Origin of the sequence: Yersinia sp. 2553 StPb PI (assembly GCF_052217105.1) — a bacterium.
Taxonomy (GTDB): domain Bacteria; phylum Pseudomonadota; class Gammaproteobacteria; order Enterobacterales; family Enterobacteriaceae; genus Yersinia; species Yersinia enterocolitica_E.
In genome coordinates this window covers 644,496-668,255 of sequence record NZ_JAZGPX010000002.1, presented here as the reverse complement: position 1 = coordinate 668,255, position 23,760 = coordinate 644,496, and the positions used below count along the sequence as shown (strand labels likewise).

Below are 23,760 nucleotides of genomic sequence, written 5' to 3'. Positions count from 1 at the left end.
AGTCACTTATGCAACGCAATGGCCCAAGATAGCGAATTTAACATGAAATGGGGTCGCTAACGAGCCAGTTGTGGCTGAGAACTGAACTCATAGCTGTTACTCAGTAGAGTCAATATGAATAGGCCGGGCTATTAAGCCCGGCTTGATAACAGTAATGATTACTCATCTAATCTCGCGCTATAAGGCAATTCGATGAACTCAATGTAGCGCGGATCATCATCTTCAACTGCTACAATATTGGGCCATTCTTTTTTATCTTGCGGGCATGAAAACTCAGCCACAACAATCCCATCAACTATGTTTACATGTTTCATATTGAATACCCCGCAGCATAAAAATAACAACTGAAAGTACTGGTGCTACTGCTAACCGCAAGTGTAACTGTGATAGGTGTGATAATAGGGACTTCACTGAAGTTTGATGTGTGGCTTTCTGTTGCATTCATATAATTAGCAATGCGTTGATTACCGATCGCGCCAGCTCCGCTTATGTCTGCTGAAATTGGCCCCGCAGTAGTTGATGACATTGTAATCGAGCCAGACACGCTGATTGCATTTCTTGGGATTACCCCACCCACACTGATCGGAGAGCTTGCAACATTTGATGTAGTACCGTACATGGCTGTGTATTGAATTGAGACATGCCGCCCCTGAACTATTACAGGATTAAAGCGCGATGATGCATCGGTGGGTACAACAGCCAGCAATGCTGATGCAACGTATCCGGCCGGCATTGTTACACCGCAAATTTCTGGCGCGGTCACTGATGTCGCGTTAACAGCAAACAAGGCTGACACTTGAGTTGTCGGGTTGTAAATCGCATATAAAGCAACGAACCCACTGACAGGCGCGGTGCCTGTATTCATCCCGCCAGCGCCAGTAGTAGCCAGGTTAATTGTATTGCTAAACCCGCTCAGTTTGTATTGCAACCCTCCCAAGGCGGATTGAACAATTAATTCATCTGCCGTGAAAGTGGCCGTTGACGATGCGGCTGTAACACTCATTTTTGCATTGCGTGATGTGCCAACAACGCCCGTTAATTGGGGCAGATGGGCTGCATCGCCCAAACCAAGGTTTAAGAGAGTACTTGCAACGGCTGCCGCCCCCGCATTTTTAATTTCCACAAGGTTATTGGCTGTTTTTAAAAATCCACCATCAGTAATTAATTTAGAGACAGCAGTCGCCACCTGATCAAACTTCTCACTGTCAGCATCAATATTCGCGGCAGAAAGAACACTCATTAATTCCCGCTGTAAGGTGTTAAACCATTCAGCCGGTAATATCGTTGGGGGAACGCCGCCGGCGACATTGCCGTCGGTAAATTCGCCATTATTGTCGGCGCGTGAATTAGGAATATCTCCAATTTTTTGCATAGTAATACCTCACCAATTAAGGCGTTTTAAATTAATAGAAATTGATTAGTTAGCTAACGTAGCCAAACTTCAGAATGCTATGAGACGGATTTAACACCGCAAACCGGCATTCAAGTTGTTTATTTCCCCATGACCGCAGCGGATCATTGCAATAAGTGAGGCCACATTGAGCATAATGAAGCGTGGTTTCGGGTGCAGTAATCAACCACGTGAATGGCCACTCGTCACCGTTCAATGCATCACGACATACCGACATACCTGCGCATGCTTGTCGGTATTGGGTGATAGCAATGGAGTAACCCAATGCCTTGGCCACACGGATAAAATAGGCCGCAGACTGGCCGCCGATGCCAAACAATTTCGACACCACTGCCCGCTGGCGCTGGATCATGCTGTCTACTTCACCAATGGCACATAGATCCGGTAGCCCCACAGTGGCTTCCCACTCAGGTAACATAGCCGTCGCCGTTGCCGGGAATGCCGCAGACAGCAAATCTTGCGCATCTTCATCGCTACGCTGATACGCATTCGCCAGCGCCCGCAAGACATCAGTCTGCACACCATCCGGTCGCCGTGGCCAGACTAATCCCATCGGCATTAATGCTTGCAAAGCGGTGGTATATTCACTGACAGAGTAGCGACTCATAGGTAGCTCACCGTACCCCTAATGGGGAGTTTGCCAGTTTGTAACTCAATATTGGCCGCCGGAGATTGCATAATAAAGCCCCCGGTTCCCGGGATCTCACCAATTGCCAGTAATAGTGATGACCACAAGATTTTGCCACCGGGTTCACCTTCGCTGAAAAACACCTCATCGATAGCGGCATTGATGGCGGTCGTGGTAGCACTGTCGGCATGCGATATCCCACTAATAATAAAATCAATGGGTTGTGCAACTGGCGCACAAACATAGACCAGCGCGATGATCGGTTGCTGTGGATAAATATTATCTGCCACCCGCTGTTGATCACCAGTGGCTTTTACCGCACCCCATGATTCCAGAGATGAAATACCGTCGCTACCTTGCGGAAAACCGTCGTGGTCGTTGTCATCGCACATAATATAAACCCCGACAGTCCCTGCCCCCATCAGCCGCCGTTTTACCCAACAACGGGTCACTCCCGGTACCCTTAATGCCCAAGATTGATAGTCGGTATCATTACCACCTTGCGGGATATTCTGGTAAGCCAATAGCATACGGGAACGAAATGCATCCTCAGATTCAATATCCGCACCGCCGGAAATTTTACTCAGTGCCGTGGCGGTGGCCTGAACACCATCAATAGCAATATCTAGCGTCAGCAGGGTGCCAGCCGCACTGTTACCCCGGCTACCGCCGCCAGTCGCATCCTCTAATGGACGGGGTAAAATGGCAGTAATAGCTCCCAGGACGTGGCCATCTGGAGAAATCTTCACTTCATTATCAAGCCGATACTGATAGCCGTCGGCCCGATTAAGCAAGCGGCCAGCAGGAATAGTTCGTCCGGCTATCCCACTAAAGCGAACGTCAGTCGCAGTAGCCGGATTTGCTGCTTTACGAAACACGTCTTTCAGTGCCGCCCAAGCCGCAAGGTACTCGTCGGTGGCATGGTATGGCGTGGCTTGCTGGGCGATATAATCCAGATAGCCATAGTGCAGGTGTGCCATCCCCGCATCTGCGTCACTGATAACGCCAATATTGGAGAAACGCAGTAAGTTGCCGCCGGTTTTCAGTTCCGATTGAATATAAGACTGATTGCGTTGTCGCAATTCACTTAACGTGGGTCGATTAAATGGCATGAATTACTCCTCCCATACCCATGAAAATTTCACTGAAGATTGGGCTTTACCCGGTTGTTGGTAAGCAATAATCAACAGCAATGTATTGGGGTAAATTATTTGTGCCCGGGTGTTTATGGCCGCCACAACACTATCCTCGGTCAGCCACGCCAATGCTTCTGCCGCGTAGTCCTCGGCTTTGATCGCAACCTGAGTGGTAAGTTTTTCCCGCCGCAATAACCACAACCGCGAACCAATAGCTGATAGCGCCCCGCTGTCCCCCCACCAGCCGCGGCGATCATCGCCATCAATAGCATCATCAATTCGCGCCAGACGGTCAGTAAACAAACTCAGTAAAATAGCGGTATGCAAATCATCGCCATCCAGCACTCCCCCGCGACCTGTCTGCCAATCCCCCAATGAGGCATCGACATCCCAAACCGTTTTAATATCTGTTGTCATTGCACCACCTTAGCGGGCGTCTCACTGGTAAGGGTCGCGCTGCCCGACTGTACATTTTTGAGTTGATGGTTGTGGCTGTTATAGGCGTCACGTAAGGTTTTCAGCGTGATGTTATTGCTGTCTGCGTTATCAACAATATCGCCGCTAACCTCGAGTAACGGCGTATTCAGCCTTACTTTTACCGATGCGTTTACCGTCACCGCGGTAGCATTATTGATTGTCACCGGCTGATTGTTAGCCTCAATGATTACCCCACTTTCCGTCAGTTTGATAAATTGCCCCCACTGGGAATAAATCACCGTTTCTCCGGCTGTTAGTCCTGAATGGCGATAAGCCGGATGGTTGGAGGCGATGATCAGGCCGTTGGATCGGTCCCCGCCCAGAAAACCGATAACCACGTCACTGCCAGCGGGCAATCCCGATGAAAAACCAAACTCAGCCAGCCTGGGGGTATCAGAGTGGACTTCCAGTTGGGTTTGATACTGCACAGTTTGTATCCCGTCACTGTCGTCAACGGCACTCACTCGCCCGAGTCCCAACAGCATTTTTATCTGCCGGTACAGGGTCGAAATTTGCCCGGTTAGGTCATTCATAGTTAGCCCCTATATCACTTAATGTTGTAAGGCTGGAATGTGAAGGCAGCAGGTGGCATCAGGGTCATTTTGCTCGTCGTCCCTTTCTCATCTTTGGCATAAACCACTTCCGAGAGTAGCCACAGCTCATCATTAAGCCCAAATGCTGGAATAGTAATGGGAATCAATGTATTAACTTCCCATAGCCGGCCATCGCGATCGCGCCAACTGTCAACTTGCACTGTCAAGACGTTGGCGCGACCAGAGCGGCGGTTCATTTCCCATTCGATGCAATCTTTCAGCAAATGTGGCGAGTTCACGGTACTTTCGACGATAATGACCCGGTTACGATGGCGGGCCGGAAATTGTTCGGCCAATAGTGTGTCTCGCGTGGTAGCTCGCACCGAGGTGTTATCCCCACCCGAGGCAGAATGCCTGGCTGCGGCATTGGAAGAGAGCACCACGCCGGTGTAATCAACAAAGCGTTGATTGATATCGGTATGAAGATTGGCACTAAGAATATTGATGCCCTGTGCCACACCACTTGCAGCTTTATGCATTCCAGCGCGGGTCAGATATAAGTTGCCATCCGGCTGGTCGTAATAGAGCAATGCAGCGGAACGCGTGACATGATCAATAACCGCTTGCGCCGTTTCCCCCCAATTCAGGGTGAATTTCGGCACAATGGTCATATCAGTAATATCAGAGGTCACTTTGATGCCGTAAGGTTCGGACAGCTTTTGCGCAATCTGCAACACCGTGGACTGGCTAATTACGCTGTTTGTCCACTCAGCGGAGCAATCCACCAGATCCTGGCACTTACCACGCCCCGAGGCACTGACTTGGTGCGTTGTGGCCGCAATGGCGCAATCCCAACTGTCAATATAGCCGTTTAACACGGCATCATTACCCAACTTAACCACGCAAGGAGCACCAGGGTTAATCCACTGCTGCCCTCCACTGGCGGGATAACGATCCATCAGCGATAACTCAAAGCTACTGGGTAATTTTTCAATGCTCCGCGTGACCTGAACTTTGCTCCAACCGGTGATCGCTCTGCCACCTACCTCCAGTGTTAAGTCATCACTTGGCATTTTATTATTCATAGATTCAATGCCCTAAATCGAATTGGCATAAATGCCGGATGAATCGGATTCGCCATTTTCACTAGTGCATCACCACGTAGCGCATCCTGATATAACCGATTCGCCAGCATCAGCGCGGGTAGTGAGCGGTTAAAACTAACCTCGTTGATGCGAGATAAATTCGCCCCGGACTGTTGCAATAGCGCCACGATAGATTCGCGCATTTGCATCAGCGCACGGTAGGTTTCATCATTGCCGCGATCGGCGGCGGCCAGTGCTGAGCTATCAATCACCTTACTGACCCTGCCAAGTACAGCGACAGCATCGTCATAACTTTCCGATTGATACTGCGCCGCCGCGATGGCCATCCCTCCGGCGCATAAAGTCATCATTAAATGATGGCTGGCGTCAGCAATTGCGATATCACTGCTATTGGCTCGGAAGGCGTCGTCGTGAGCCGCTGTCAGGCTTTCCATCATGCGGATAACATCCAGTGTGCTAAAACCACCATTTAGCAGCGTGTTAACCAGAGTGAGTAACTTGTCGGCATGCCCCTCAACACTGTTAGTCGCAAGTAACTCATTCACGGCAGCACTGATTGCCGCTCGCCCTTCGACGATAAACGCCAGCCGTTGCGCCACTAACATGGGTAAGTTGGTGGTATCACTTTGCTGGTTCACAGCTTCCGTCACGCCCGAACTGCTGCCACCGACAGTACCGTGGTTAAAGCGGCCATAACGGTTTCGGCCAAAGGTTGAGCGCAGTGCGTTACCCAGATTACTGGCCTCATTGGCAGTATTCGTTACCATTCGGCTCCAAAATTCCGCCGTACTTTTCAAGGTTTTTATTACCTGAGTGGCCGAGCGCATCTCTCCTTTTACCGTTGAGATAAAACCAGCGACTGCTTTGGCGCTCAATCCCAGCCAAGAGGAGTGCGCAGACGCGCTCATTTCAGCCATACCGGTGATGGCAAAGGCACGTAAGCCGGATTCGATAACGGTTAAGCTGAACGCGAATACCCGCTCGCTGCCAACACCTTCATCAATTTTCAGCCCCGTGTCAGCGATGCTGACAGTCATCTCACCCAAGGTTGGGTGGACCAATGTCCCTGGCCCGGCCATTTCACAAGCTGCGATCAATGAATCGCGCTGAGTCATTACATCAGGTGCGGCGTAGATCTGGCTGTTTTGTACCAAAAATCCAGTTAAAACAATGTTCCGCGTACTGCGCCCCAAATCCTCGATATAGCTGGTATCGCGATAAGGGTAAGTGTGCACTGCCTGACGACGACCAAAACTGCCCTTGCTATTCAGGACCACGAAGGGCACTCCCCGAAAGGAGGCTTGATGGAGGTGTTCCGACCATTGCCAACTGTCGTCACTTCCTCCCAAGAGCGCTGATAGTGCGTTATTGATAAGTGACATTTCGTTCTCCTGTCCAGTAGTAGACGTTAGGAAATAAAAAACCCGCCGGAGCGGGTTATATCGATATGCTGATTGGTTAATTTTTACGGATATTAATAGGGAATTACATCTGCATGGCGTGAGCTATTCTGCTGCCTCCCTGAGTTGGGATCACTAAGCTTTCACCGCTTCGACTGTCGATTAACGTCAATTCAATCTGCACCCGATTGTTCTGCATCGCGGTAGCGATAACATCAGCAATAGCATTAACGTTAAAGCCCCCCACTGAGTCAGTATAAAAAGGTGATTCAGCTGTAGGGATGCTGCCTATATTATTATCTGGTACAAGAGAAGATGAGGGGCTAAGGGAATAGGGATCTTCAGCACCGAATTCAGTTATGCGATTGTTGCTCCAGGTGTTTTGTGTTTGAGTTTCAACTTCAACCCCGGATCCCAGATTAAAAGGATCGGTTAATGGAGTGGACTCAATTTTAATTGGCCGGCGTCCGTAAATATCACCCGCATTTTCAGTCTGATAATTTATTTTCTCTGCATCATTGGGCTTAATATGATCCTGATATTTCTTACGAAATCCATCAGTCATAAGACCGCTATTAAGCATGGTTATTTCATACCAATTAAGTTGTTTTTTAAAATCTGTATTATTATATGCCCATCGCATTTTCGCCGAATCATTACCACTGATTACCCCTAAAGTACGCATTATGGCAAAATTATCTGGACCATAAGTCAGCGTGTCAGTTAAACCACCAATGCCATCAGCCACTGAGCCATCAGAGACAAGAATTTCGTATCCGATGTTAGATAGCTTATCTTTCAGACCATCCCAAGCAGCACTTAACTCATCGGTGTTCTGGTCTAACTCTGTCAATTGTATATTAAGCTCAGGATCAATAGTTAGGCCAAATAGAGTAGATTTAGCCAGCAAATCTTTTAGTTGCGCCCCCTCTCGCAGCAACTCAATAGTATTACCGTCTATTTTCAGAGCATTCGTCAGTTTACTTTGTACTTGGGGTGCCATTTGTGGAAAATCCTCGGCAATTTTAGCTATTGTTGCTGTAGCATCAACCGTGCCATTTTCATTACTGATAATGTCAAACCCATACTCATGTAGCTGCGCCAGCCCCTGAACATTATGGCCCCATAGCATATTATTCAAATTGCTGTAGAGCTGCTCAGTTGATTTTATCGCAGCCATTTGTTCAACACCTCGAATACGCATAGCGCCACTTATTTGACTAAATTGATCAATAGGTGCATTAACGTTCCTCGCCGCTGTATTTATTTTACGGGCCTCATCAGCACCGTTATTAAGCCATTCCACTCCCGCAGTTCCAACAGCAATAATTGTGTTTCCACCACCAGCTAATTTATAGTTACTGAATATTTGAGGCGATATTTTAGATAATGGAGAAACCGTATTCATATTATATTTATTAGCCATTTTTGCCAGCCTTAATTTTATTAATCCGCCCGGCCTGCTGGCACCACCACATTAAGCTACTGTAGGTCAGGGACCAGGCATCGCCCGGCCCCCAGCTATAATAGTAAGTGACGTCAGCGATTATTTCGCGCCATCGCCCCCTGTTGGGGAGTAGGCTAAAAAACCCATCATATAAACCTCACAGGCTTTATAGTCGGTAAAAGCCATTTTCTTGATAGCCTCACGCGGCACCCCTGAGACCAAGGCAATCAGCAATCCCATACCGCTGAGCGAACCTGACTTGGTTTGCTCATCGTAGAATTGCTGTACTTGCAACAGTGTCGGTTCACTAAGCTCGACCACCTCGTAGGTGGTCTTGGTTGCGTCGTGTTGAATGGCTTTCACCAGTGAAATAGTTTTACTGCGCTCCAGTACAGTCATATCAATTCTCCGTCACCGAACCGCCTTCCCAGCTCACATCAACCGTGCCTTCAGTGCTGTCAACCACCAACGTGCTCACCGACCACATGCCGCTACCAATAATGGTTTTGCCGTTCGCCAATTCGCAGACAATATTGACATTGGTCTGGTCGTTAAAATCACTGATAGAGACCCCGCCGCTGTCACGGATAGTGCAGGAAATGGACGGTGCCACCACGGTTTCTTTATAGCCATGTACCCCATCCATGCCCATGACAGTTTCACGTTTTACCTTTGAAGGGCTGTATTTGAACTGACCGGCCACCATAATAGTAATGCCATCAACGGTGACATAAGCCGTACCTGCCAGGCGGTTTGAAGTATCGCTCATAATTTATTTCCTATTTTGTTAGTGCATTAAATGGCTAAGGGTTAAACAGCCGCTTGCAGACGGAATTGATTGAGAACCGCAAAGATACGCAACTGATTAATCAGCACGCCGGTCCACAACACATCAACACGATTTGGATTACTGGCATTTTTCTCAACTATCAGGCCACGGGCGAAACCTTTGGCATCCTGAACATAGCCATTAAATTCCAGGGTCTGATACTGAGCAATCAGCTCGGCACGGATGGTATTTGGCGTGATGATGGCCGAGCCTGGTGCAAAACGGGTACCATCGGCAGCCAACTTCATGCGAGCAAACTTCGAGGTCACCTGAGTTCGTAGGTAGCGCGTGACAAACATCAATAAGAACAAGGTCTCAATTTGCAAATAACTATCATCCGCAGCACCGTATTTGTTGGTCTGATAAGTCGTAATGATATTTTCGATTTGAACTGTCCCGTCGTCCGCCACCGTCACGGTTGAAATACCGCTATGCAGCAAGTTATTCCGCTCAGCCAGGGTAAAACGGCTAGAAAGGGGCGCTGCCAATACACCACTTACGGCCAACGTTTGCAGTGGGCGGCCGGGATCATTACGCAAGCTTTGTGCAATAGCACCAACATACGCGGCTGACCAGAGGTAAGCCGGTGTCGGCGAGTTATGGATCCCGAGCAATGAGGCATGTTGGTCATTACGCAGTTCACCGGCCGCAGTCAGTTGACCATAGGTGCCGGAGTGAGCGGCAAAGCTGTGACCATACAGTTGCTGACTATAGCTCCAGCGCCCGGTGCTATCAGAAAGGAATGCCTTGATGGCATCCAATGACGCGGTATCCGTGTAAGGGTTGATAATGAAATCGAAGGTACGATCTTGTAAGTTTGCCAGGCCACTTGCCAGTTCAGGCGCGCCTGCACCGCCTGCCATCGGGGTGATCGACAACACCAGACTCTCCGGAGTGGTCTCTCCGCCGGCACTCCCCAAATAATTCAAACGCAGATCGATATTGTTGCCATGTGCTCCTTTGTTTTTGGCTGTTAGCACCACAACAGCGCCTTCCGATACGCCATCACCAGTATGGGCAACCGTTACCGGTAATTCAGGTTTACTCTCGATTGCCGCTGCCAGCGCCAGAGCGATGGTATTGGCATCATCAGTCGGCACTACCGTGGTTTGTACACGAATACCGGCGATATACAGTGAGATAACACCGGTTGCTGATGCCGGGGTCGTCACGGTAATTTTACCGATGGCAGCAACCATAGCTTCAGAGTCGCGCAATGGTAGAAGATAGATTTCGCCAGCGCTGTCATTGGCCAGATATGCTGCCATTTGCCCATGTAGCATTGAACCTGCACCACACAAACCGGCAACGGTGGCGACAGATGAAACCAGCAGCGGCACATTGACGGGCAAAGTGCTTTCCGCCAGGGTTTGCCCGATAATCAAAGTCCGTTGAGGGGTGCTCGCTGTGTTAGCTTGGGAATTATCAAACTCGGCAAAGAACAGTGGCGTACGCAGATTACTCGGGATATTAGTGAAAGGAATTGTCATAACTTTTTACTCTCCGTTGTTAACACTTAAAATGCAGGTTTCGCTGTTTTTACCGTAACCTGCACCACATCACCGTCTTGAATACGACGGTGCCAAAATGGGTTATCAGGAACCTCTGCGCCAGATTCAGGCAAAAAGGTGCCCTTGACCGGGTCACGCACTGCGCGGCCAGTCATCGGTTTTACAAACATAGGGTTACTCCGAAAGGGTGATGGCGATCAGCGGGTCTGTGGTGCCATCAGGCATATCAATCGCAATGTCGATACCTGTCAGTGGCGTGGTTTCTACTGGGAAGAAGTCTTCCGGCCCTTGGTAATACTCAAGATCGAGTTCTATTTTTACTTCAGCAAAATGTTGCTCGCTGCTGGTATCGATCCCCATCGTGGTACGCACTTTGGCAAATTGCTGAATCTGGCGAGTCAGTTCATAACTGTTAATCACTGCCCGTTGAATCTGTTCACACAAACGCTCAAGTGCCGATGCCGCTTCCGTGACTCGATTTACTGCCTCACTTAGTTGGATATGTCCGCTAATGCGTAAGGTGGTCATGGTATTAAACTGCGGTACATTGCGGCCAATAGACTCTTTTACTTCAAGTGGTGTCTGTAACAAAATGGCTGGATAAGTGGTTACCGGCCATGCATCAGTTGAATAGATACGACCTTCCGCATCTGTTTTGCCCAATAATGCGGCAGCGGCCAGTTGCCTGATTAGTGCAGCATTCATAGGCTCACCTGATAAAAAATGAGATATCTGACATTACTACCGGTCATAGTTATTCTCCTGGTAAATGGTTGCCCCGTTCGGGGATAAGCTTGTCGTCTCACGGCGGTAGTGGATTATCGATTTGGTTATTACGCCAACGAATGACCTCATCAAGCCGTCCTTTACAGAGGCGTAACTCTCGCTTGAGTGCCAACGCATATAAACTACTGTCACCCCATGTGGAACCAACAAATTCCGGGATTTCACACTGGGTCATCGCCGACTCAGGTGGCAGTAATAAGGGGGATTTCACCACCTGAAGGGCCGGCTTATTCACGCAAGATACTAATGCCAGGCTCAGGCATACGGCTGACAGCGCAGTTGTCAGTTGCGGTTGCCGCCACAAAACGCTTGAGACGATCCTCAGTTTCATGTCGCAATACCCTTTCATTTTCCAACTGCCGTGCGACGGCAGCCCGATTAGCCGCATCGTTTAACTGATAGGCAGCGATGGTGTTATCCAATGTTTGATTAACAACTCGTTCAGCCTGTAACTCCGCATGCTCCTGCACCTGTTTGGCACTCAAGCGATAGGTATTGGCCATCAGCCCCATGAGTAATATCGCGAGCAACACCGTGGTGATGGCACGCCTATTCATTTGCCCTCCCTGGCTTTCGCTTTTATTGCCGTCAGGTTCGGTGTCAGACAAAGTTCATGTTCAATCTCACGCCGATTAACCAAACCCTGCCAGCGCTTGCCACCCGCCATAATCCAGCGCCGCAACTCCCCGCATGCGCCGGTTATATTTCCGCTATTGAGTTTCTTTAATAAGGTTGAGTGGATAAATGCGGTTTTACCGACGTTATAGGTAAATGAATAGAGCGCTGCGCGGGTGTAATCTCCCACAGGTACCTGTATCGCATCATCGACCGACTTTTTCACCACCAGTAAATCCTGCTGTAATAGCGCATCACACTGTTGATCGCTATACAGTTTTCCCTGGATAATGTCGTTACCAGTGTGACCATCACACAGCGTCATGACGCCCACTACGTCGTTGTAGGCGATGTATTTACGTCCTTCAAAACCATCGTGCCCACCCAGCAATGTTCCGGCAATGGCTACTGCTCCACCGGCTGCGGCACCCAAAACTTTCTTACGCAGTGAAGGCGTCATGTCAGCTCTCCATTTTGTGTAGCGCGTCATTACATACCGCAATTGCGGCTGGAATATCGGCCACTGTTTTATTACGCAAAAAATCCCGTAGAATTTCTGTTCGTCTCTGCTCTTCTTTAATTATTGCGTCCTTTCCCCGTAAATTAACGTAATAAGTTTTGATGGTAAATATTACGCTAATAATAGTACCCAGAATAAAGATGTAATCCTGTAAACTCAGCGCTGAAAATAGAGCAAGCGATCCTGCCCACCAATACGGCAGTGGATTTTGTTCACTCATTTAATACCTCCCAAGCCGATACACTTGCGCGTATGACTAACAGAAAGAGGAAAGCCCCAACCATGCGGGGCTTTCCTCTTTCTTAATCAGTATGTAACGAACCAGTGATATCAAACTAATATACTTTTTGCGGACCGCGTTAGTGTTTTTTTATAAAAAATAGATTTATTTTTAATTAAATACACATCAACTAAAAAACAAAAAACCTCACCAAAGCGAGATTTTAAATTATGATAATTGCGTAACAAACTAACCAGTAATGTCAGACTAATACACTTTTTGCGGACCGCGTGAGTGTTTCTTCATAAATATGTAAATTCTCTATTAAAGGGTCCATAGTTAATTTCACATTCAACATTGCCAGGCAGCCATCAACAAAGCCTTCCGCCATTTGCATATTAATTCGCACCAGTTTTTCATCTCTTTTCTGCTGACGAGCAATTGCTCGCTTGGATTGATTAAGCACATAGTGACGGATGATCAATTCATATTCATCTGGCCGGTATTGTTTTAATCGAGCAACGCAACCATCGACAACCAGACCGTCATCATCACAACAGGAGGCTTTACTCTTAGACGTATCAGGCAATAACCCCTTAAAGCCCGCAGCGATAGATGAATAATCCAGCCCGGAGCTATATCTTACCCATACTCCCCAGCGCGCCAGGACTAATTGAATATCTCTCATGTTTTGGTTCTGCTTACTGTGGCTTCCGGTTTGTGTACCGTTTATTGAACTCATAAATAATTACTCCACAAAAGGCAGGGCACCGTGATGACACCTCAGCCTATCGATTGCTCAACAACGGAAACCACCGTAAGTCTGGCCGCCGTCTTCTTGTGATAAACAGGAACAACCCATGCTACATATCTGGATAGCAGTGATGCGTGCCAGAACGATCTCATACGTTTCCCTGATATATTTTGATTGATTATTACCGCAAGTGATTTTATAGTCAACACCGCAGATGATTGGATATTATTGCTAACGGTAATAAAATTGACTGATGAAAAAGAAGCCATTGACGCCAGAACAGTTAGACGACGCTAAGCGGCTGAAAGAGCTGTTTAATGCCAAGAAAAAAGTACTGGGTATATCCCAAGAGTCTGTCGCGCACGAATTAGGGGTTGGGCAAAGTGCCGTAAACCAATTCCTTAACGGCATAAATCCGCTCAATGTGACCAACGCCGCTGCTTTTGCCAAAATACTCAATGAACCAATCAGCAGCTTTAGCCCTTCTCTGGCGAAAGAATTGGCGAAAATGGCCGAAAGTTTATCGATCTCGGCGCGTAATGGGCTAAATGATAAACCGGCCGGATCAGTTGCTAACAGCTATCCGTTAATCAGTTGGATAAGTGCAGGTAACTGGTATGAGGCAATAGAGCCTTATACGCTGCGTGATATTGAAATCTGGCCTGAATCGACCAAAAATGCCCATGACAACGCTTTTTGGCTCAGCGTTAAAGGAGACTCCATGACATCGCCTTCAGGGATCAGTTTTCCTGAAGGAATGATTATTCTGGTTGACCCGGAAAAAGAGCCGCTACCCGGTAATTTTGTTATTGCCAAACTGACTGATGATAACGAAGCAACATTTAAGAAACTCATTGTTGATGCTGGTGTTAAGTATTTGAAACCATTGAATCCCTCCTATCGATTAATCGAACTCAATGGCAACTGTAAGATACTGGGTGTGGTGGTTGATGCTCGCTGGCTGGAAATAAACTAGCTCCCATCTAGATAAACACCGGTGCTCAGTTGTAGTTGGAAAAATAAATCACTTGTATAAACAATCAGATAAGCACCCACACATAAAATAACCGCCAGTGATCCCCATAATTAATCACCTGCGGTTATTTTATTGACATTAAAAAATCAGTAATAGTCGTTTTCTCGCCTCAATCCGTGTAAAACAGCGTTGTCTGCCACTCGCCAGTGCTGTATATTAATACAGTATTTACTCATTCAGGAAAAAGCCATGCGTGTTGAATTGATTTATGACAAACGGAATGTCGCCGGCCTACCCAACGCCGCTGAAATGATTAAGGCAGAGTTAACCAAGCGGGTGCATCGGGTGTTTCCTGATGCTGAAGTTAAGGTTAAACCAATGCAAGCCAATGGCATCAATACTGATGCTAATAAACAAGAAAAATCAGTACTGAACCGGTTGGTTGAAGAAATGTTTGATGAAGCCGACGAATGGCTAGTTAATGATTTTTGAAAACCATTTAGCCGGGTAATCAGGCCCGGCTCATATTAATGCATTATAGTGCGCCATTATTAAGTAATATTTTAATACGTTTAATTTTCTTTTAATCTTTATTTTAAAAAATTAATCTCCCGTCAATGTTAACTTTTACCTTCTATTTTTAAAGGGATTAAAGGTTAATGATGGAAAAGAATAGATGGGTAAAGAAAAGTGTTGCTGTATTACCGCTGATTATCACCTGCCATACAGCAGTAGCCAGCTATCACTCAGATATAAACGATGGTCTGACGATTAGCTCCTCATTGGGGTTATTGAATGCAGAATCACAAGAGTTTGTTTATCAGCGCCAATATAATGGTCACAAACTAAGCCAGATAGATTGGAAAGCGGAAAACACGCCTATTGTAAAAATGGATATATCATGGGATCTGTTATCACGGTTAACATTAACCGCGCGCGGATGGTCCACATTATCACCTGGGAAGGGGGTCATGGATGATTATGATTGGAAGACGTTAGGGCAATCTAAGTGGACTGATTGGTCTCATCACGAAAAAACCAATTTAAATTATGCGAATGAAATCGATCTTAATGCAAAGCTTTGGCTTTTAAAGCAAGACAATTACCGTATTGGTATGATGGCCGGTTATCAGCGCAATAATAATAGCTGGACATCTTATGGTGGAAACTATAATTACAATAAAGGCAATAACCTATTTACAGGTTCCGATAGTGTTACCGGCATTGGTTATAAGCAAAAGTTTGAAATGCCCTATCTTGGCTTAGCCGGGAGCTATCATTATCAAAAATTTGAGTTTAATACCTTGCTGAAATACAGCAGTTGGGTAAATGCCTATGGTGATGATGAACACTATTTACGTCAACTTTCATTTAAAGACAGCAGCAAAGGCTCTCGCTATTACGCAGTAGTGGTTGATGCGGGCTACTACGTCACCGATAACACTAAATTATTTGTTGAAGCGTCCTGGAACAGGCATGCCGAAGGAAAAGGAGATACACAAATCATCGACACTGGTGCAGGTGTTTCTGCAAATGTAGCTAATAGCGCCGGCATTGCTCAACAACATCAAACTATCGCTATAGGTTTGCAGTATAAATTTTAATCTAACCACCCTCTTATTACTGCCATCCCTCAGCATCAATGCAGCCTGAAAACCGCTGCTTTAGCTGCATTGATGCTAATTTTACCCTTTTGATGTCACTATTTTTTTCAACTTTATTTGAATTTTTACCTTCAAATGAAGCAGAAAGGAATAATCAAGCTTATGTTTTTATTGAATATAGATGTCAATAAAATCCACCTACTTTGTCACCGTTACATAAAGAAGTATTAACAATGGCGTATTAATTACAGTTTGTTACTGTGACACAGCTCAAGTTTATCTCTGCCAAGCCGTTACTTGAATCATGCCTTCCCTCTTATTTAGGACGCTCTATGCTTGATTCCATTCGTTCACGTATCTTGGCTGCCTGTATCATCATCGTGGCAGGCTCTCTGGCCATTAACACCTATTTTAACTACTCGGTTGCCAGTAAATATAACAATAGTGCCATAGATAATACCCTGACCGCCGTTACCGCCAGTCATGGTGTCGGGATCGCCGATTGGGTTGCCTCCAAAACACAAATGATTGTGTCACTAAAAGACAGCGCACTGACGGCAGACCCGACAGCGGCACTGCGACAAGTTGCAGCCGCAGGTAACTTCATCAACGTGTATATCGGTTACGCGAACAAAACCGCGATTTTTTCTAATCCCGATGGTATTCCAGCTGGCTACGACCCCACTGGGCGGCCATGGTATCTACAAGCGGTAAAAGCGGGCAAACCCGTGGTCACCCCACCCTATGTTGATGCTGGAACCAATCAGTTAGTGGTAACGTTCGCATTGCCGATTATTCAGGACGGCAGCGTTAAAGGGGTATTGGCTGCTGATGTCACCATGGACAGCGTGATTGCAAACGTGAAATCCATACACCCGACTGAAGATAGTTTTGGTATGTTAATCGATGCCGATGGCACCATTATCGCTCATCAAGATGCGAAACTAGCCCTTAAGCCACTGAGCGATATTGCGCCGACGCTGGACCTTAAAACACTGTTAACAGCAACTGAGCCTGTCGCTGCCAATATTGGCGATAACAGTAAATTGCTGCTGGCCCAAGCAGTACCAGGGACTCAATGGTTTACCGTTGTCGCCCTGGACAAAGCTCAAGCTACCACCGGCATGCGGTCGTTACTGACCACATCACTGGTGACGCTGGTGATTATTATTTTAATCGCTGTTGTCATTATTAGCCTCATTACCAAACGTGCTCTGGCACCGCTGACCCATGTGCATAAAGCCATGGATGCTATCAGCTCCGGCTCAGAAGACTTAACTCAGCGACTGCCGGTAGAAGGCCGTGATGAAGTGGCAAAAATAGCCCTTTCGTTCAACAATTTTGCCGACAAACTGAGTGTAGTAATGGCGCAAATCCGTGATACCAGCGAATCAGTACGGATTGCAGCCAATGAGATAGCGGCAGGTAATCAGGATCTGTCGGGCCGCACAGAGTCTGCCGCCGCCAGTTTGCAGCAAACCTCGGCGGCGTTGGAACAAATCTCGGCAACCGTGGCCCACTCCGCCAGCGCAGCGCGCCAGGCCAATACTGCGGTACTTTCGGCGGCTAACGATGCTTCACGTGGTGGCGACGTGATAGCTAAAGTCATCACCACAATGGAATCGATTGAAGCGGCATCTGGCAAGATCGGCGATATCACCAGTGTGATCGACGGTATCGCTTTCCAAACCAATATTCTGGCACTTAACGCGGCGGTAGAAGCGGCACGCGCGGGTGAGCAAGGACGCGGTTTTGCTGTGGTCGCAGGGGAAGTTCGTACATTGGCGCAGCGCAGTGCACAGGCAGCGAAAGAGATCAAAACGCTGATCGAATCGACAGTCAGCAGTGTGGCATCTGGCTCCGGCCAGGTACGTCAAGCCAGTAATACCATGACCGAAATCGTCAGCAGCGTGTCGGATGTCACCACCATTATGTCTGAAATAACCAACGCAGCCGATGAACAAATGCGCGGCATCCACGAAATAAATAGTGCGGTCGCGCAATTGGATACCATGGTGCAACAAAATGCCGCATTGGTGCAGGAATCCACCGCAGCATCTGCGGCGTTACAAGCTCAGGCTGCTGATTTAACCAGTGCCGTGAATCAATTTAGGATCTAGTTCAGCATCGGTATAAATAGAGAAAATACCGATTGGTTTCAGTGGGTTGAAAACTACCCACTGAACCCCCCTACCCCAGCAATATTCGTGCACCAATTTTAATCGGTGCAAAATTGTCGTGTTTCATACCCGCTTCAGTTAATGCCTGCTTGAGTTGTTGTGGTGGTTCATCCAGTGGTTCGTCAGCCAGTTCAAACACCCCCCAATGAATCGGTACTGTCATCGGCTGCTGTAATTGTTTAAATAACTGCACCGACTGCTGTGGATCCATATGTTGGGCCTGCATAAACCACCGCGGGGCATAAGCACCAATGGGCAAGGCGGCATAATTGAATGGCCCTAACCTTTCGCCAATGGTTAATAGTTGCTGGCAATAACCTGTATCACCGGTAAAGTAAAAGTTAATATCATCACGCTTGACCACCCAACCAGACCACAAACTTTGGTTACGATCCCAGGGGGTACGCATGCTCCAATGCCGTGCCGGTACACAATGAAACTCAAATTCAGCTGCGAGGTGTTTATCCCACCAATCCAGTTCATGAACATGGCGAGCACCCTGCTGTAGTAACCAACTTTTTAACCCTAACGGTGCCAGAAAAATCAGCTTAGGAAAGCGGCGCAATAATTGGCTAATCGTTGTCACATCCAAATGGTCGTAATGGTTGTGAGAAATCACTACCACATCTATATGGGGTAACTCTTTTACGCTGGCAGGTACCGGTGTTCTCCGTGCTGGCCCGTAAAAATTGAGCGGCGAGGCACGGCCGGAGAGTACCGGATCAAACAAAACCGTTTTCCCACTGACCCGCAATAACAGTGACGCATGGCCTAGCCACCACAACGCATCCTGCTGCCCGCTAAAATCAGCCGCTTGCCACCAATCAGTGACAAACTGCGCATATCCTTGCTGCGGCGGTTTTGGTAGCGACTGGCGTTTTCGCTCTTCACGCCAACGCTTCAAATCTTGTGGATGATGAACAACCGGCTCCAGATTCTGAAATCCAAACTCAGTGTGGTGTGGCTTACTGGCATCATAATAGGGGTTTTTCTTTGCCATTCTACGTCCTTCACTGTCAGCCGCGATTGCAACCAACATTTATTCATGGGCTATGCCCGCAATAATTCGCCCTTTCACAAAAGTGATATTTTCACACTGTAAGCAATAGCGCTAATTCTAGTAATGGTCTTTCATTTTGCTGGTTAAAATCTTGCCACACGTGTCACGGTCATTATTGTCACAAAATGGCATTATCGATTATTCGCATTATCATGGATATTCTGTTTTTTGCTGAATATCCACCCTAGCTACTAATTTGATTCATATCAATTTTTACTGTAATAGGCGCCTTTTCTGGCCGAAAAACCCTTTTTCGTGATCGAACACTCATTTTTATAAACGCCATACCTTTATAAAGAAAACGATTATCCATTATTAATGAAACATTGTTTTAATTTGAGGTGGCAGTAAAAATGAGTAAACAGATTTCAACAAGGCATACGCTGGCGTACGGGAGTGCCAACTTACTGGGAAGTGGGGCACTGGCAATCAGCGGAGCCTGGCTGATGTATTTCTACACCACCTTTTGCGGGCTATCAGTCGTAGAGGCTGCGACTATTTTCTCAATCGCCAGTATTCTTGATGCGATTAGTAATCCAGTAATGGGTTATATCACCGATAACTTCTATAACACCAGACTGGGCCGCATCTTTGGTCGTCGTCGCTTCTTTATCTTACTGGGTATCCCGCTGGTACTTGTCTATCCAATGTTATGGATGAGCGGTTTTGGCTTTTGGTATTACCTACTGACCTACGCGCTGTTTGAACTGATTTATACCTCCATCATGGTGCCATATGAAACATTGGCGACCGAGATGACCACCGATTTTGCCAAACGCTCCAAATTAACTGGTTCTAAAGCCATTTTCGGTAAAGTAGCAAACTTTTTGGCCGCTTTTATTCCCGGTCAGTTTATTGCCATTTACGGTAAAGATTCTGCAACCCCCTTCCTTTATACCGGTATCGCTTACGGTCTGATTATGTGCTGCGCGATGATCTGGCTTTATAGCTCATCATGGGAACGCCCAGCGAGCGAAGTGGTCCGTGAAACCACCAGCAGTTTCGGCCAGGCGCTGAAAAAGCTGTGTGTTGATATGGCGTCTACTTTCCATCTGCGCATTTTCCGCAAGCATCTGGGTATGTATCTGTTCGGCTTTGGCGCGGAGTGGTTATTCGCATCGGCATTTACCTACTTTATTATTTTTGGTTTAGGTCAAGATGCCGCACTGGTTTCTCAGCTCAATAGTTTCAGTTCAATAATGCAGTTGATTTCCACCGCCGTCTTTATCGGTATCTGCGTCAAAATGGGCTTTGCTCGCCCGTTCCGCATCGCTCTGCAAGTGGTTATTGTCAGTGTGATTGCCTATGCTGCGCTCTATTTTACTGGCTGGTCGCAAACAACAACTGTCATTGTACTGTTCTGTATTACCGCAGTTTTCGGTTTAAGCACTGGGGGGATTTATTATATTCCGTGGACGGTTTATACCTTCCTGGCGGATGTGGACGAAGTATTGACCGGCCGTCGCCGTGAAGGGATCTACGCCGGAGCCATGACCTTTGCAGGTAAAATGGTACGTTCGATTATTGTTTTCGCCATGGGCTGGACATTAAGTCGCTTTGGTTTTGTCTCCGGGCAATCGAGCCAACCGGAAGTTGCCGTACAAGCCATCGTAGGGGTATTTGCCATCGGCGTTATCGCTCTGGCACTGGTGGCTATCTATTACACCACGCAAATGAAACTGGACCGTAATAATCACAAAATCCTGCTAGAAGAGATTGAGCGGATTAAAGGTGGCGGTGCCATGGCAGATATTCCGGCCCATGCCAGAGCGGTTGCTGAAGAACTAACCGGTTGGAAATATGAACAGTGCTGGGGCAACAACCACCTTGGCATGAAAGAATCATCCAATGTGGCTCCAAAGCCTGTGACTGAAAGCTAATTGATTTTCGGTTTTAACCACAAAACGCATCGGCCAACACCGGTGCGTTTTTTATTACGTGGAATAACCTTATGATTCTGCTCAACTAACCGCAGAATTTCATTCGTTTAACGATATCCCGCTAGTGAGCAACTCGCGATCCTAAATCACGATCCTGAGTTTCGCCGTGGATCAGATGTGTCAATTCTTCAACACACTGAATCAGCCCATGTTCGATGCGGTAAAAAGCGATAACTTTCATCAAGACCCTTTGCCCGCTCTTTTTGACCACATCAACCAGATGCACACTGGCAATCTGATCACCATCCGCCATCACTTTTTCCAGCGTGATGGTTCCACTAGCAAGTGTGCTTTTCAACACCTGCACATGGCGAATAAACGCCTCATAATCTAATTGATTACCATCAGCTTGCTGTTGATAATCGGTCGAAAAAAATGCAGCAACATCCTGGGTGCTATAGCTCGAGTCAACCAAAGCAGTAAATACCTGTTGGAGAAATTGTTTTGCCTGTTGCGAATTCATCATGGTGACTCCCGTTATCCAGCGCCAATGCTGAGAATGCCAGACTAGCAATATCCTTGTGGCCTTGATAACGTATCTGAGTCATTCAATACGGTTTTTACGCCATGCAATCTCATTTAATTGATCCTTCACAACTGATGCTGACAACGATGCCAGTATTGACCGTGGTACAGCGTCACGACAAGCTAGCGCGAATGACGCAGCCGCATCGCCACAGTGCGGGCCAATTATTAGCGGCAATAAATGGCTTGCTAACTATCGTCATACCCGAGGGTCAATGGGTGGTACCGGCAACACATGTGGTCTGGCTTCCCCCTCATCAACAGCACGGTTTCCGCTCGCACGGCCCTTTTCACGGCTGGAGTGTATATTTGCGCGAAGATGTCTGTGCGTCTTTACCGCTACAGCCGCGAACGATGCAATTAAGTGGCTTATTACGAGAAACCGTAAATCGCGCAGCGCAATGGCCCCGAGGGGAATTACTTGAGAACCAGCAGCGGATTATGGCGGTGATGCTAGACGAAATTGCATCATTACCTGCCGAACCATTTGAATTACCAATGCCACAAGATCCACGGCTGATAAAGGTCGCGCATGAGTTACTGAGTGACCTAGCTAACAAACAGAGAATGGATCAATGGTCACACTGGGCTGGAATGTCACCCCGAACACTGAGCCGTCGTTTCATCGCAGAGACAGGCTATAGTTTTAGCCACTGGCGGCAACGCGCACGTTTCATGCGCGCGCTGGAAATGCTGGCAGAGAAAATACCCGTGACCCATGTCGCGTTGGATGTCGGCTACGAAAACCTCAGCGCTTTTATTGATCAATTTCAGCGCGTTTTTGGCGTGACCCCCGGCAAGTACTTCCCGGTAATGTAAATTTTTCGTCTGTCTGAAAATTTCAGCATGTTTTATGCCAATATCCGATTACTATAAGCACACGACCACTTACTTTGTTTTTGAACATGGATAAAAGATTGTTGAAACATTTCACTGCCCCGCTACTGGCCGCTGCTCTATTCACTATTCCATTGCACAGCGATGCCAAGACAGAGCTTTTGACCTCACAAGTTGTTGATCAATATGCCGAACATATTTTCTATAACAGTGGTGCCATGGGAATGGCTCTGGTGGTTATTGATAACAATCAAGTGGTAAACCGTAGTTTTGGGGAAACCAAACCCGGTAACAACCTGCGTCCACGGCCAGACTCACTGATTCGCATTGCATCAATTACCAAGCTAATGACCAGTGAAGTGATGGTAAAACTGGCCGATGACGGCACGGTAAAATTGACCGATCCCCTGCGAAAATACGCACCTAAGGGAGCACGAGTCCCTGCTTATAACGCAAAACAGCCGATTACCTTGCTGAATCTAGCCAGCCACACCAGTGGCCTGCCGCGCGAGCAACCCGGTGGCCCACAAAAAAGGCCGGTGTTTACCTGGCCGACTAAAGATAACCGCTGGCAATGGATGAAGCAGGCCACGGTCACCGTGCCGCCTGGGGTTAAAGCCGCCTACTCCAATTTGGCCTACGACTTGCTGGCCGATGCGCTGTCACGGGCATCAGGCAAGCCTTATAGCAGTTTGCTGCGTGACAAAATCACCGCTCCGTTGGGGATGAAAAACACCACCCTGACCCCAACGGCAGAACAATGTAACCGTCTGATGGTCGGAGTAGGCAGTAGTCGTTGTGAAAACACCCTTGCGGCGGCGGGAAGTGGTGGGATTTACTCAACACCGGAAGATATGCAGCGTTGGATGCAGCAATTCTTAGCTTCTGATAACAGCGCGCGCAAAAGCTCAGCCAAACGTGAACAGGCGCTCTATTTCCAACGTCGTGATTTGGTGTCATTAAAAGGTATGGATGTTGCCGGTCAGGCAGACGCACTGGGGTTAGGCTGGGTCTACATGGCGCCTAATACCGAACTACCAGGAATTATGCAAAAAACCGGTGGTGGCGGTGGATTTATTACCTATATGGCGATGATTCCAGAAAAGAACATTGGGGTTTTCGTCGTAGTGACCCGTACCCAACTGACTAAATTTACTAATATGAGTGATGGCGTTAATCGATTAGTCGCTCAATTGGCGAAGAATAGTTAGCATCGGCTCAATTGCGGTGAACATAGGCCCGTTTTAGTTCCCAGCACTTTTTGA

At 47.5% G+C, this 23,760-nt stretch carries 28 protein-coding genes; 7 read left to right on the top strand and 21 right to left on the bottom strand.

Features of this window, described 5'->3' with window-relative positions; translation table 11 throughout:
• Window positions 1-158: 158 nt before the first annotated feature.
• From V2A84_RS04315 to V2A84_RS04225, 19 genes are all read right to left on the bottom strand, one after another.
• Window positions 159-314 (bottom strand): hypothetical protein, encoded by a 156-nt coding sequence (locus V2A84_RS04315; RefSeq protein ID WP_193784628.1) that lies wholly within the window; start codon window positions 312-314, stop codon window positions 159-161.
• Window positions 311-1,372, bottom strand: a complete 1,062-nt coding sequence (locus V2A84_RS04310) for a hypothetical protein (protein ID WP_227746527.1) — start codon at window positions 1,370-1,372, stop codon at window positions 311-313. The genes V2A84_RS04315 and V2A84_RS04310 overlap by 4 nt, the downstream gene beginning before the upstream one ends.
• A gap of 49 nt (window positions 1,373-1,421) precedes the next feature.
• The gene (locus V2A84_RS04305; RefSeq protein ID WP_083158339.1) at window positions 1,422-2,018 is read right to left on the bottom strand and encodes a YmfQ family protein; all 597 of its coding nucleotides are present in this window, start codon (window positions 2,016-2,018) and stop codon (window positions 1,422-1,424) included.
• A complete protein-coding gene (locus V2A84_RS04300; protein ID WP_083158338.1) occupies window positions 2,015-3,151 on the bottom strand; it encodes a baseplate J/gp47 family protein in 1,137 nt (378 codons plus the stop codon). Before V2A84_RS04300 ends, V2A84_RS04305 begins: the two co-directional genes overlap by 4 nt.
• A 3-nt stretch (window positions 3,152-3,154) precedes the next feature.
• Complete coding sequence (locus V2A84_RS04295) at window positions 3,155-3,592, bottom strand: phage GP46 family protein (protein ID WP_083158337.1); 438 nt, start codon at window positions 3,590-3,592, stop codon at window positions 3,155-3,157.
• Window positions 3,589-4,185, bottom strand: a complete 597-nt coding sequence (locus V2A84_RS04290) for a phage baseplate assembly protein domain-containing protein (RefSeq protein ID WP_083158336.1) — start codon at window positions 4,183-4,185, stop codon at window positions 3,589-3,591. The genes V2A84_RS04295 and V2A84_RS04290 overlap by 4 nt, the downstream gene beginning before the upstream one ends.
• A 14-nt stretch (window positions 4,186-4,199) precedes the next feature.
• Window positions 4,200-5,270 (bottom strand): phage baseplate assembly protein, encoded by a 1,071-nt coding sequence (locus V2A84_RS04285; protein ID WP_083158335.1) that lies wholly within the window; start codon window positions 5,268-5,270, stop codon window positions 4,200-4,202.
• Entirely contained in the window at window positions 5,267-6,673 is a 1,407-nt protein-coding gene (locus V2A84_RS04280; protein ID WP_083158334.1) for a DNA circularization protein, read from the bottom strand. The genes V2A84_RS04285 and V2A84_RS04280 overlap by 4 nt, the downstream gene beginning before the upstream one ends.
• A 103-nt stretch (window positions 6,674-6,776) precedes the next feature.
• The gene (locus V2A84_RS04275) at window positions 6,777-8,117 is read right to left on the bottom strand and encodes a chemotaxis protein (RefSeq protein WP_083158333.1); all 1,341 of its coding nucleotides are present in this window, start codon (window positions 8,115-8,117) and stop codon (window positions 6,777-6,779) included.
• Between the two features lie 120 nt (window positions 8,118-8,237).
• The gene (locus V2A84_RS04270) at window positions 8,238-8,537 is read right to left on the bottom strand and encodes a phage tail assembly protein (protein ID WP_042568283.1); all 300 of its coding nucleotides are present in this window, start codon (window positions 8,535-8,537) and stop codon (window positions 8,238-8,240) included.
• Between the two features lies 1 nt (window position 8,538).
• The gene (locus V2A84_RS04265; protein WP_042568284.1) at window positions 8,539-8,907 is read right to left on the bottom strand and encodes a phage tail tube protein; all 369 of its coding nucleotides are present in this window, start codon (window positions 8,905-8,907) and stop codon (window positions 8,539-8,541) included.
• 41 nt (window positions 8,908-8,948) lie between these two features.
• Entirely contained in the window at window positions 8,949-10,457 is a 1,509-nt protein-coding gene (locus V2A84_RS04260; RefSeq protein WP_083158332.1) for a phage tail sheath subtilisin-like domain-containing protein, read from the bottom strand.
• 26 nt (window positions 10,458-10,483) lie between these two features.
• Entirely contained in the window at window positions 10,484-10,648 is a 165-nt protein-coding gene (locus V2A84_RS04255; RefSeq protein WP_071843434.1) for a DUF2635 domain-containing protein, read from the bottom strand.
• Between the two features lie 4 nt (window positions 10,649-10,652).
• A complete protein-coding gene (locus tag V2A84_RS04250; protein WP_083158331.1) occupies window positions 10,653-11,183 on the bottom strand; it encodes an ATP-binding protein in 531 nt (176 codons plus the stop codon).
• Between the two features lie 97 nt (window positions 11,184-11,280).
• Window positions 11,281-11,499 carry an Rz1-like lysis system protein LysC gene (gene lysC, locus V2A84_RS04245; RefSeq protein ID WP_083158330.1) on the bottom strand — a complete coding sequence of 73 codons (219 nt, stop codon included), beginning with the start codon at window positions 11,497-11,499 and terminating at the stop codon, window positions 11,281-11,283.
• Window positions 11,492-11,821, bottom strand: coding sequence for a DUF2570 domain-containing protein (locus V2A84_RS04240; RefSeq protein WP_083158329.1), 330 nt, complete (start codon window positions 11,819-11,821; stop codon window positions 11,492-11,494). Before V2A84_RS04240 ends, lysC begins: the two co-directional genes overlap by 8 nt.
• Window positions 11,818-12,339: a lysozyme gene (locus tag V2A84_RS04235; RefSeq protein ID WP_083158328.1), complete on the bottom strand. Its 522-nt coding sequence runs from the start codon at window positions 12,337-12,339 to the stop codon at window positions 11,818-11,820. The genes V2A84_RS04240 and V2A84_RS04235 overlap by 4 nt, the downstream gene beginning before the upstream one ends.
• A gap of 1 nt (window position 12,340) precedes the next feature.
• Entirely contained in the window at window positions 12,341-12,619 is a 279-nt protein-coding gene (locus V2A84_RS04230; protein ID WP_442848626.1) for a hypothetical protein, read from the bottom strand.
• A 262-nt stretch (window positions 12,620-12,881) separates the two neighbouring features.
• Window positions 12,882-13,307: an antiterminator Q family protein gene (locus V2A84_RS04225; RefSeq protein WP_265331652.1), complete on the bottom strand. Its 426-nt coding sequence runs from the start codon at window positions 13,305-13,307 to the stop codon at window positions 12,882-12,884.
• A gap of 319 nt (window positions 13,308-13,626) precedes the next feature.
• Between V2A84_RS04225 and V2A84_RS04220 the strand changes: the two genes are divergently transcribed.
• The 4 genes from V2A84_RS04220 to V2A84_RS04205 all read left to right on the top strand — a co-directional run bounded on the left by V2A84_RS04220 (window position 13,627) and on the right by V2A84_RS04205 (window position 18,073).
• Window positions 13,627-14,349, top strand: coding sequence for a LexA family protein (locus V2A84_RS04220; RefSeq protein WP_083158325.1), 723 nt, complete (start codon window positions 13,627-13,629; stop codon window positions 14,347-14,349).
• Between the two features lie 249 nt (window positions 14,350-14,598).
• Window positions 14,599-14,841, top strand: coding sequence for a DinI family protein (locus tag V2A84_RS04215; protein ID WP_083158324.1), 243 nt, complete (start codon window positions 14,599-14,601; stop codon window positions 14,839-14,841).
• 167 nt (window positions 14,842-15,008) lie between these two features.
• Window positions 15,009-15,953 carry an omptin family outer membrane protease gene (locus V2A84_RS04210; RefSeq protein WP_442848625.1) on the top strand — a complete coding sequence of 315 codons (945 nt, stop codon included), beginning with the start codon at window positions 15,009-15,011 and terminating at the stop codon, window positions 15,951-15,953.
• Between the two features lie 332 nt (window positions 15,954-16,285).
• Window positions 16,286-18,073 carry a methyl-accepting chemotaxis protein gene (locus V2A84_RS04205; protein ID WP_083158323.1) on the top strand — a complete coding sequence of 596 codons (1,788 nt, stop codon included), beginning with the start codon at window positions 16,286-16,288 and terminating at the stop codon, window positions 18,071-18,073.
• A 70-nt stretch (window positions 18,074-18,143) separates the two neighbouring features.
• On the opposite strand, the gene V2A84_RS04200 is transcribed toward V2A84_RS04205, so the two are convergent.
• Complete coding sequence (locus V2A84_RS04200) at window positions 18,144-19,172, bottom strand: MBL fold metallo-hydrolase (protein WP_083158322.1); 1,029 nt, start codon at window positions 19,170-19,172, stop codon at window positions 18,144-18,146.
• A gap of 374 nt (window positions 19,173-19,546) precedes the next feature.
• On the opposite strand from V2A84_RS04200, the gene V2A84_RS04195 reads away from it, so the two are divergent.
• The gene (locus V2A84_RS04195) at window positions 19,547-21,073 is read left to right on the top strand and encodes an MFS transporter (protein WP_083158321.1); all 1,527 of its coding nucleotides are present in this window, start codon (window positions 19,547-19,549) and stop codon (window positions 21,071-21,073) included.
• A 121-nt stretch (window positions 21,074-21,194) separates the two neighbouring features.
• On the opposite strand, the gene V2A84_RS04190 is transcribed toward V2A84_RS04195, so the two are convergent.
• Window positions 21,195-21,599 (bottom strand): nuclear transport factor 2 family protein, encoded by a 405-nt coding sequence (locus tag V2A84_RS04190; RefSeq protein ID WP_083158320.1) that lies wholly within the window; start codon window positions 21,597-21,599, stop codon window positions 21,195-21,197.
• A gap of 101 nt (window positions 21,600-21,700) precedes the next feature.
• Between V2A84_RS04190 and V2A84_RS04185 the strand changes: the two genes are divergently transcribed.
• Both V2A84_RS04185 and ampH read left to right on the top strand, forming a co-directional pair.
• Window positions 21,701-22,477, top strand: a complete 777-nt coding sequence (locus V2A84_RS04185; RefSeq protein ID WP_227746526.1) for an AraC family transcriptional regulator — start codon at window positions 21,701-21,703, stop codon at window positions 22,475-22,477.
• Window positions 22,478-22,563: 86 nt separating this feature from the next.
• Window positions 22,564-23,706: a D-alanyl-D-alanine-carboxypeptidase/endopeptidase AmpH gene (ampH, locus tag V2A84_RS04180; RefSeq protein ID WP_083158319.1), complete on the top strand. Its 1,143-nt coding sequence runs from the start codon at window positions 22,564-22,566 to the stop codon at window positions 23,704-23,706.
• Window positions 23,707-23,760 lie beyond the last annotated feature (54 nt).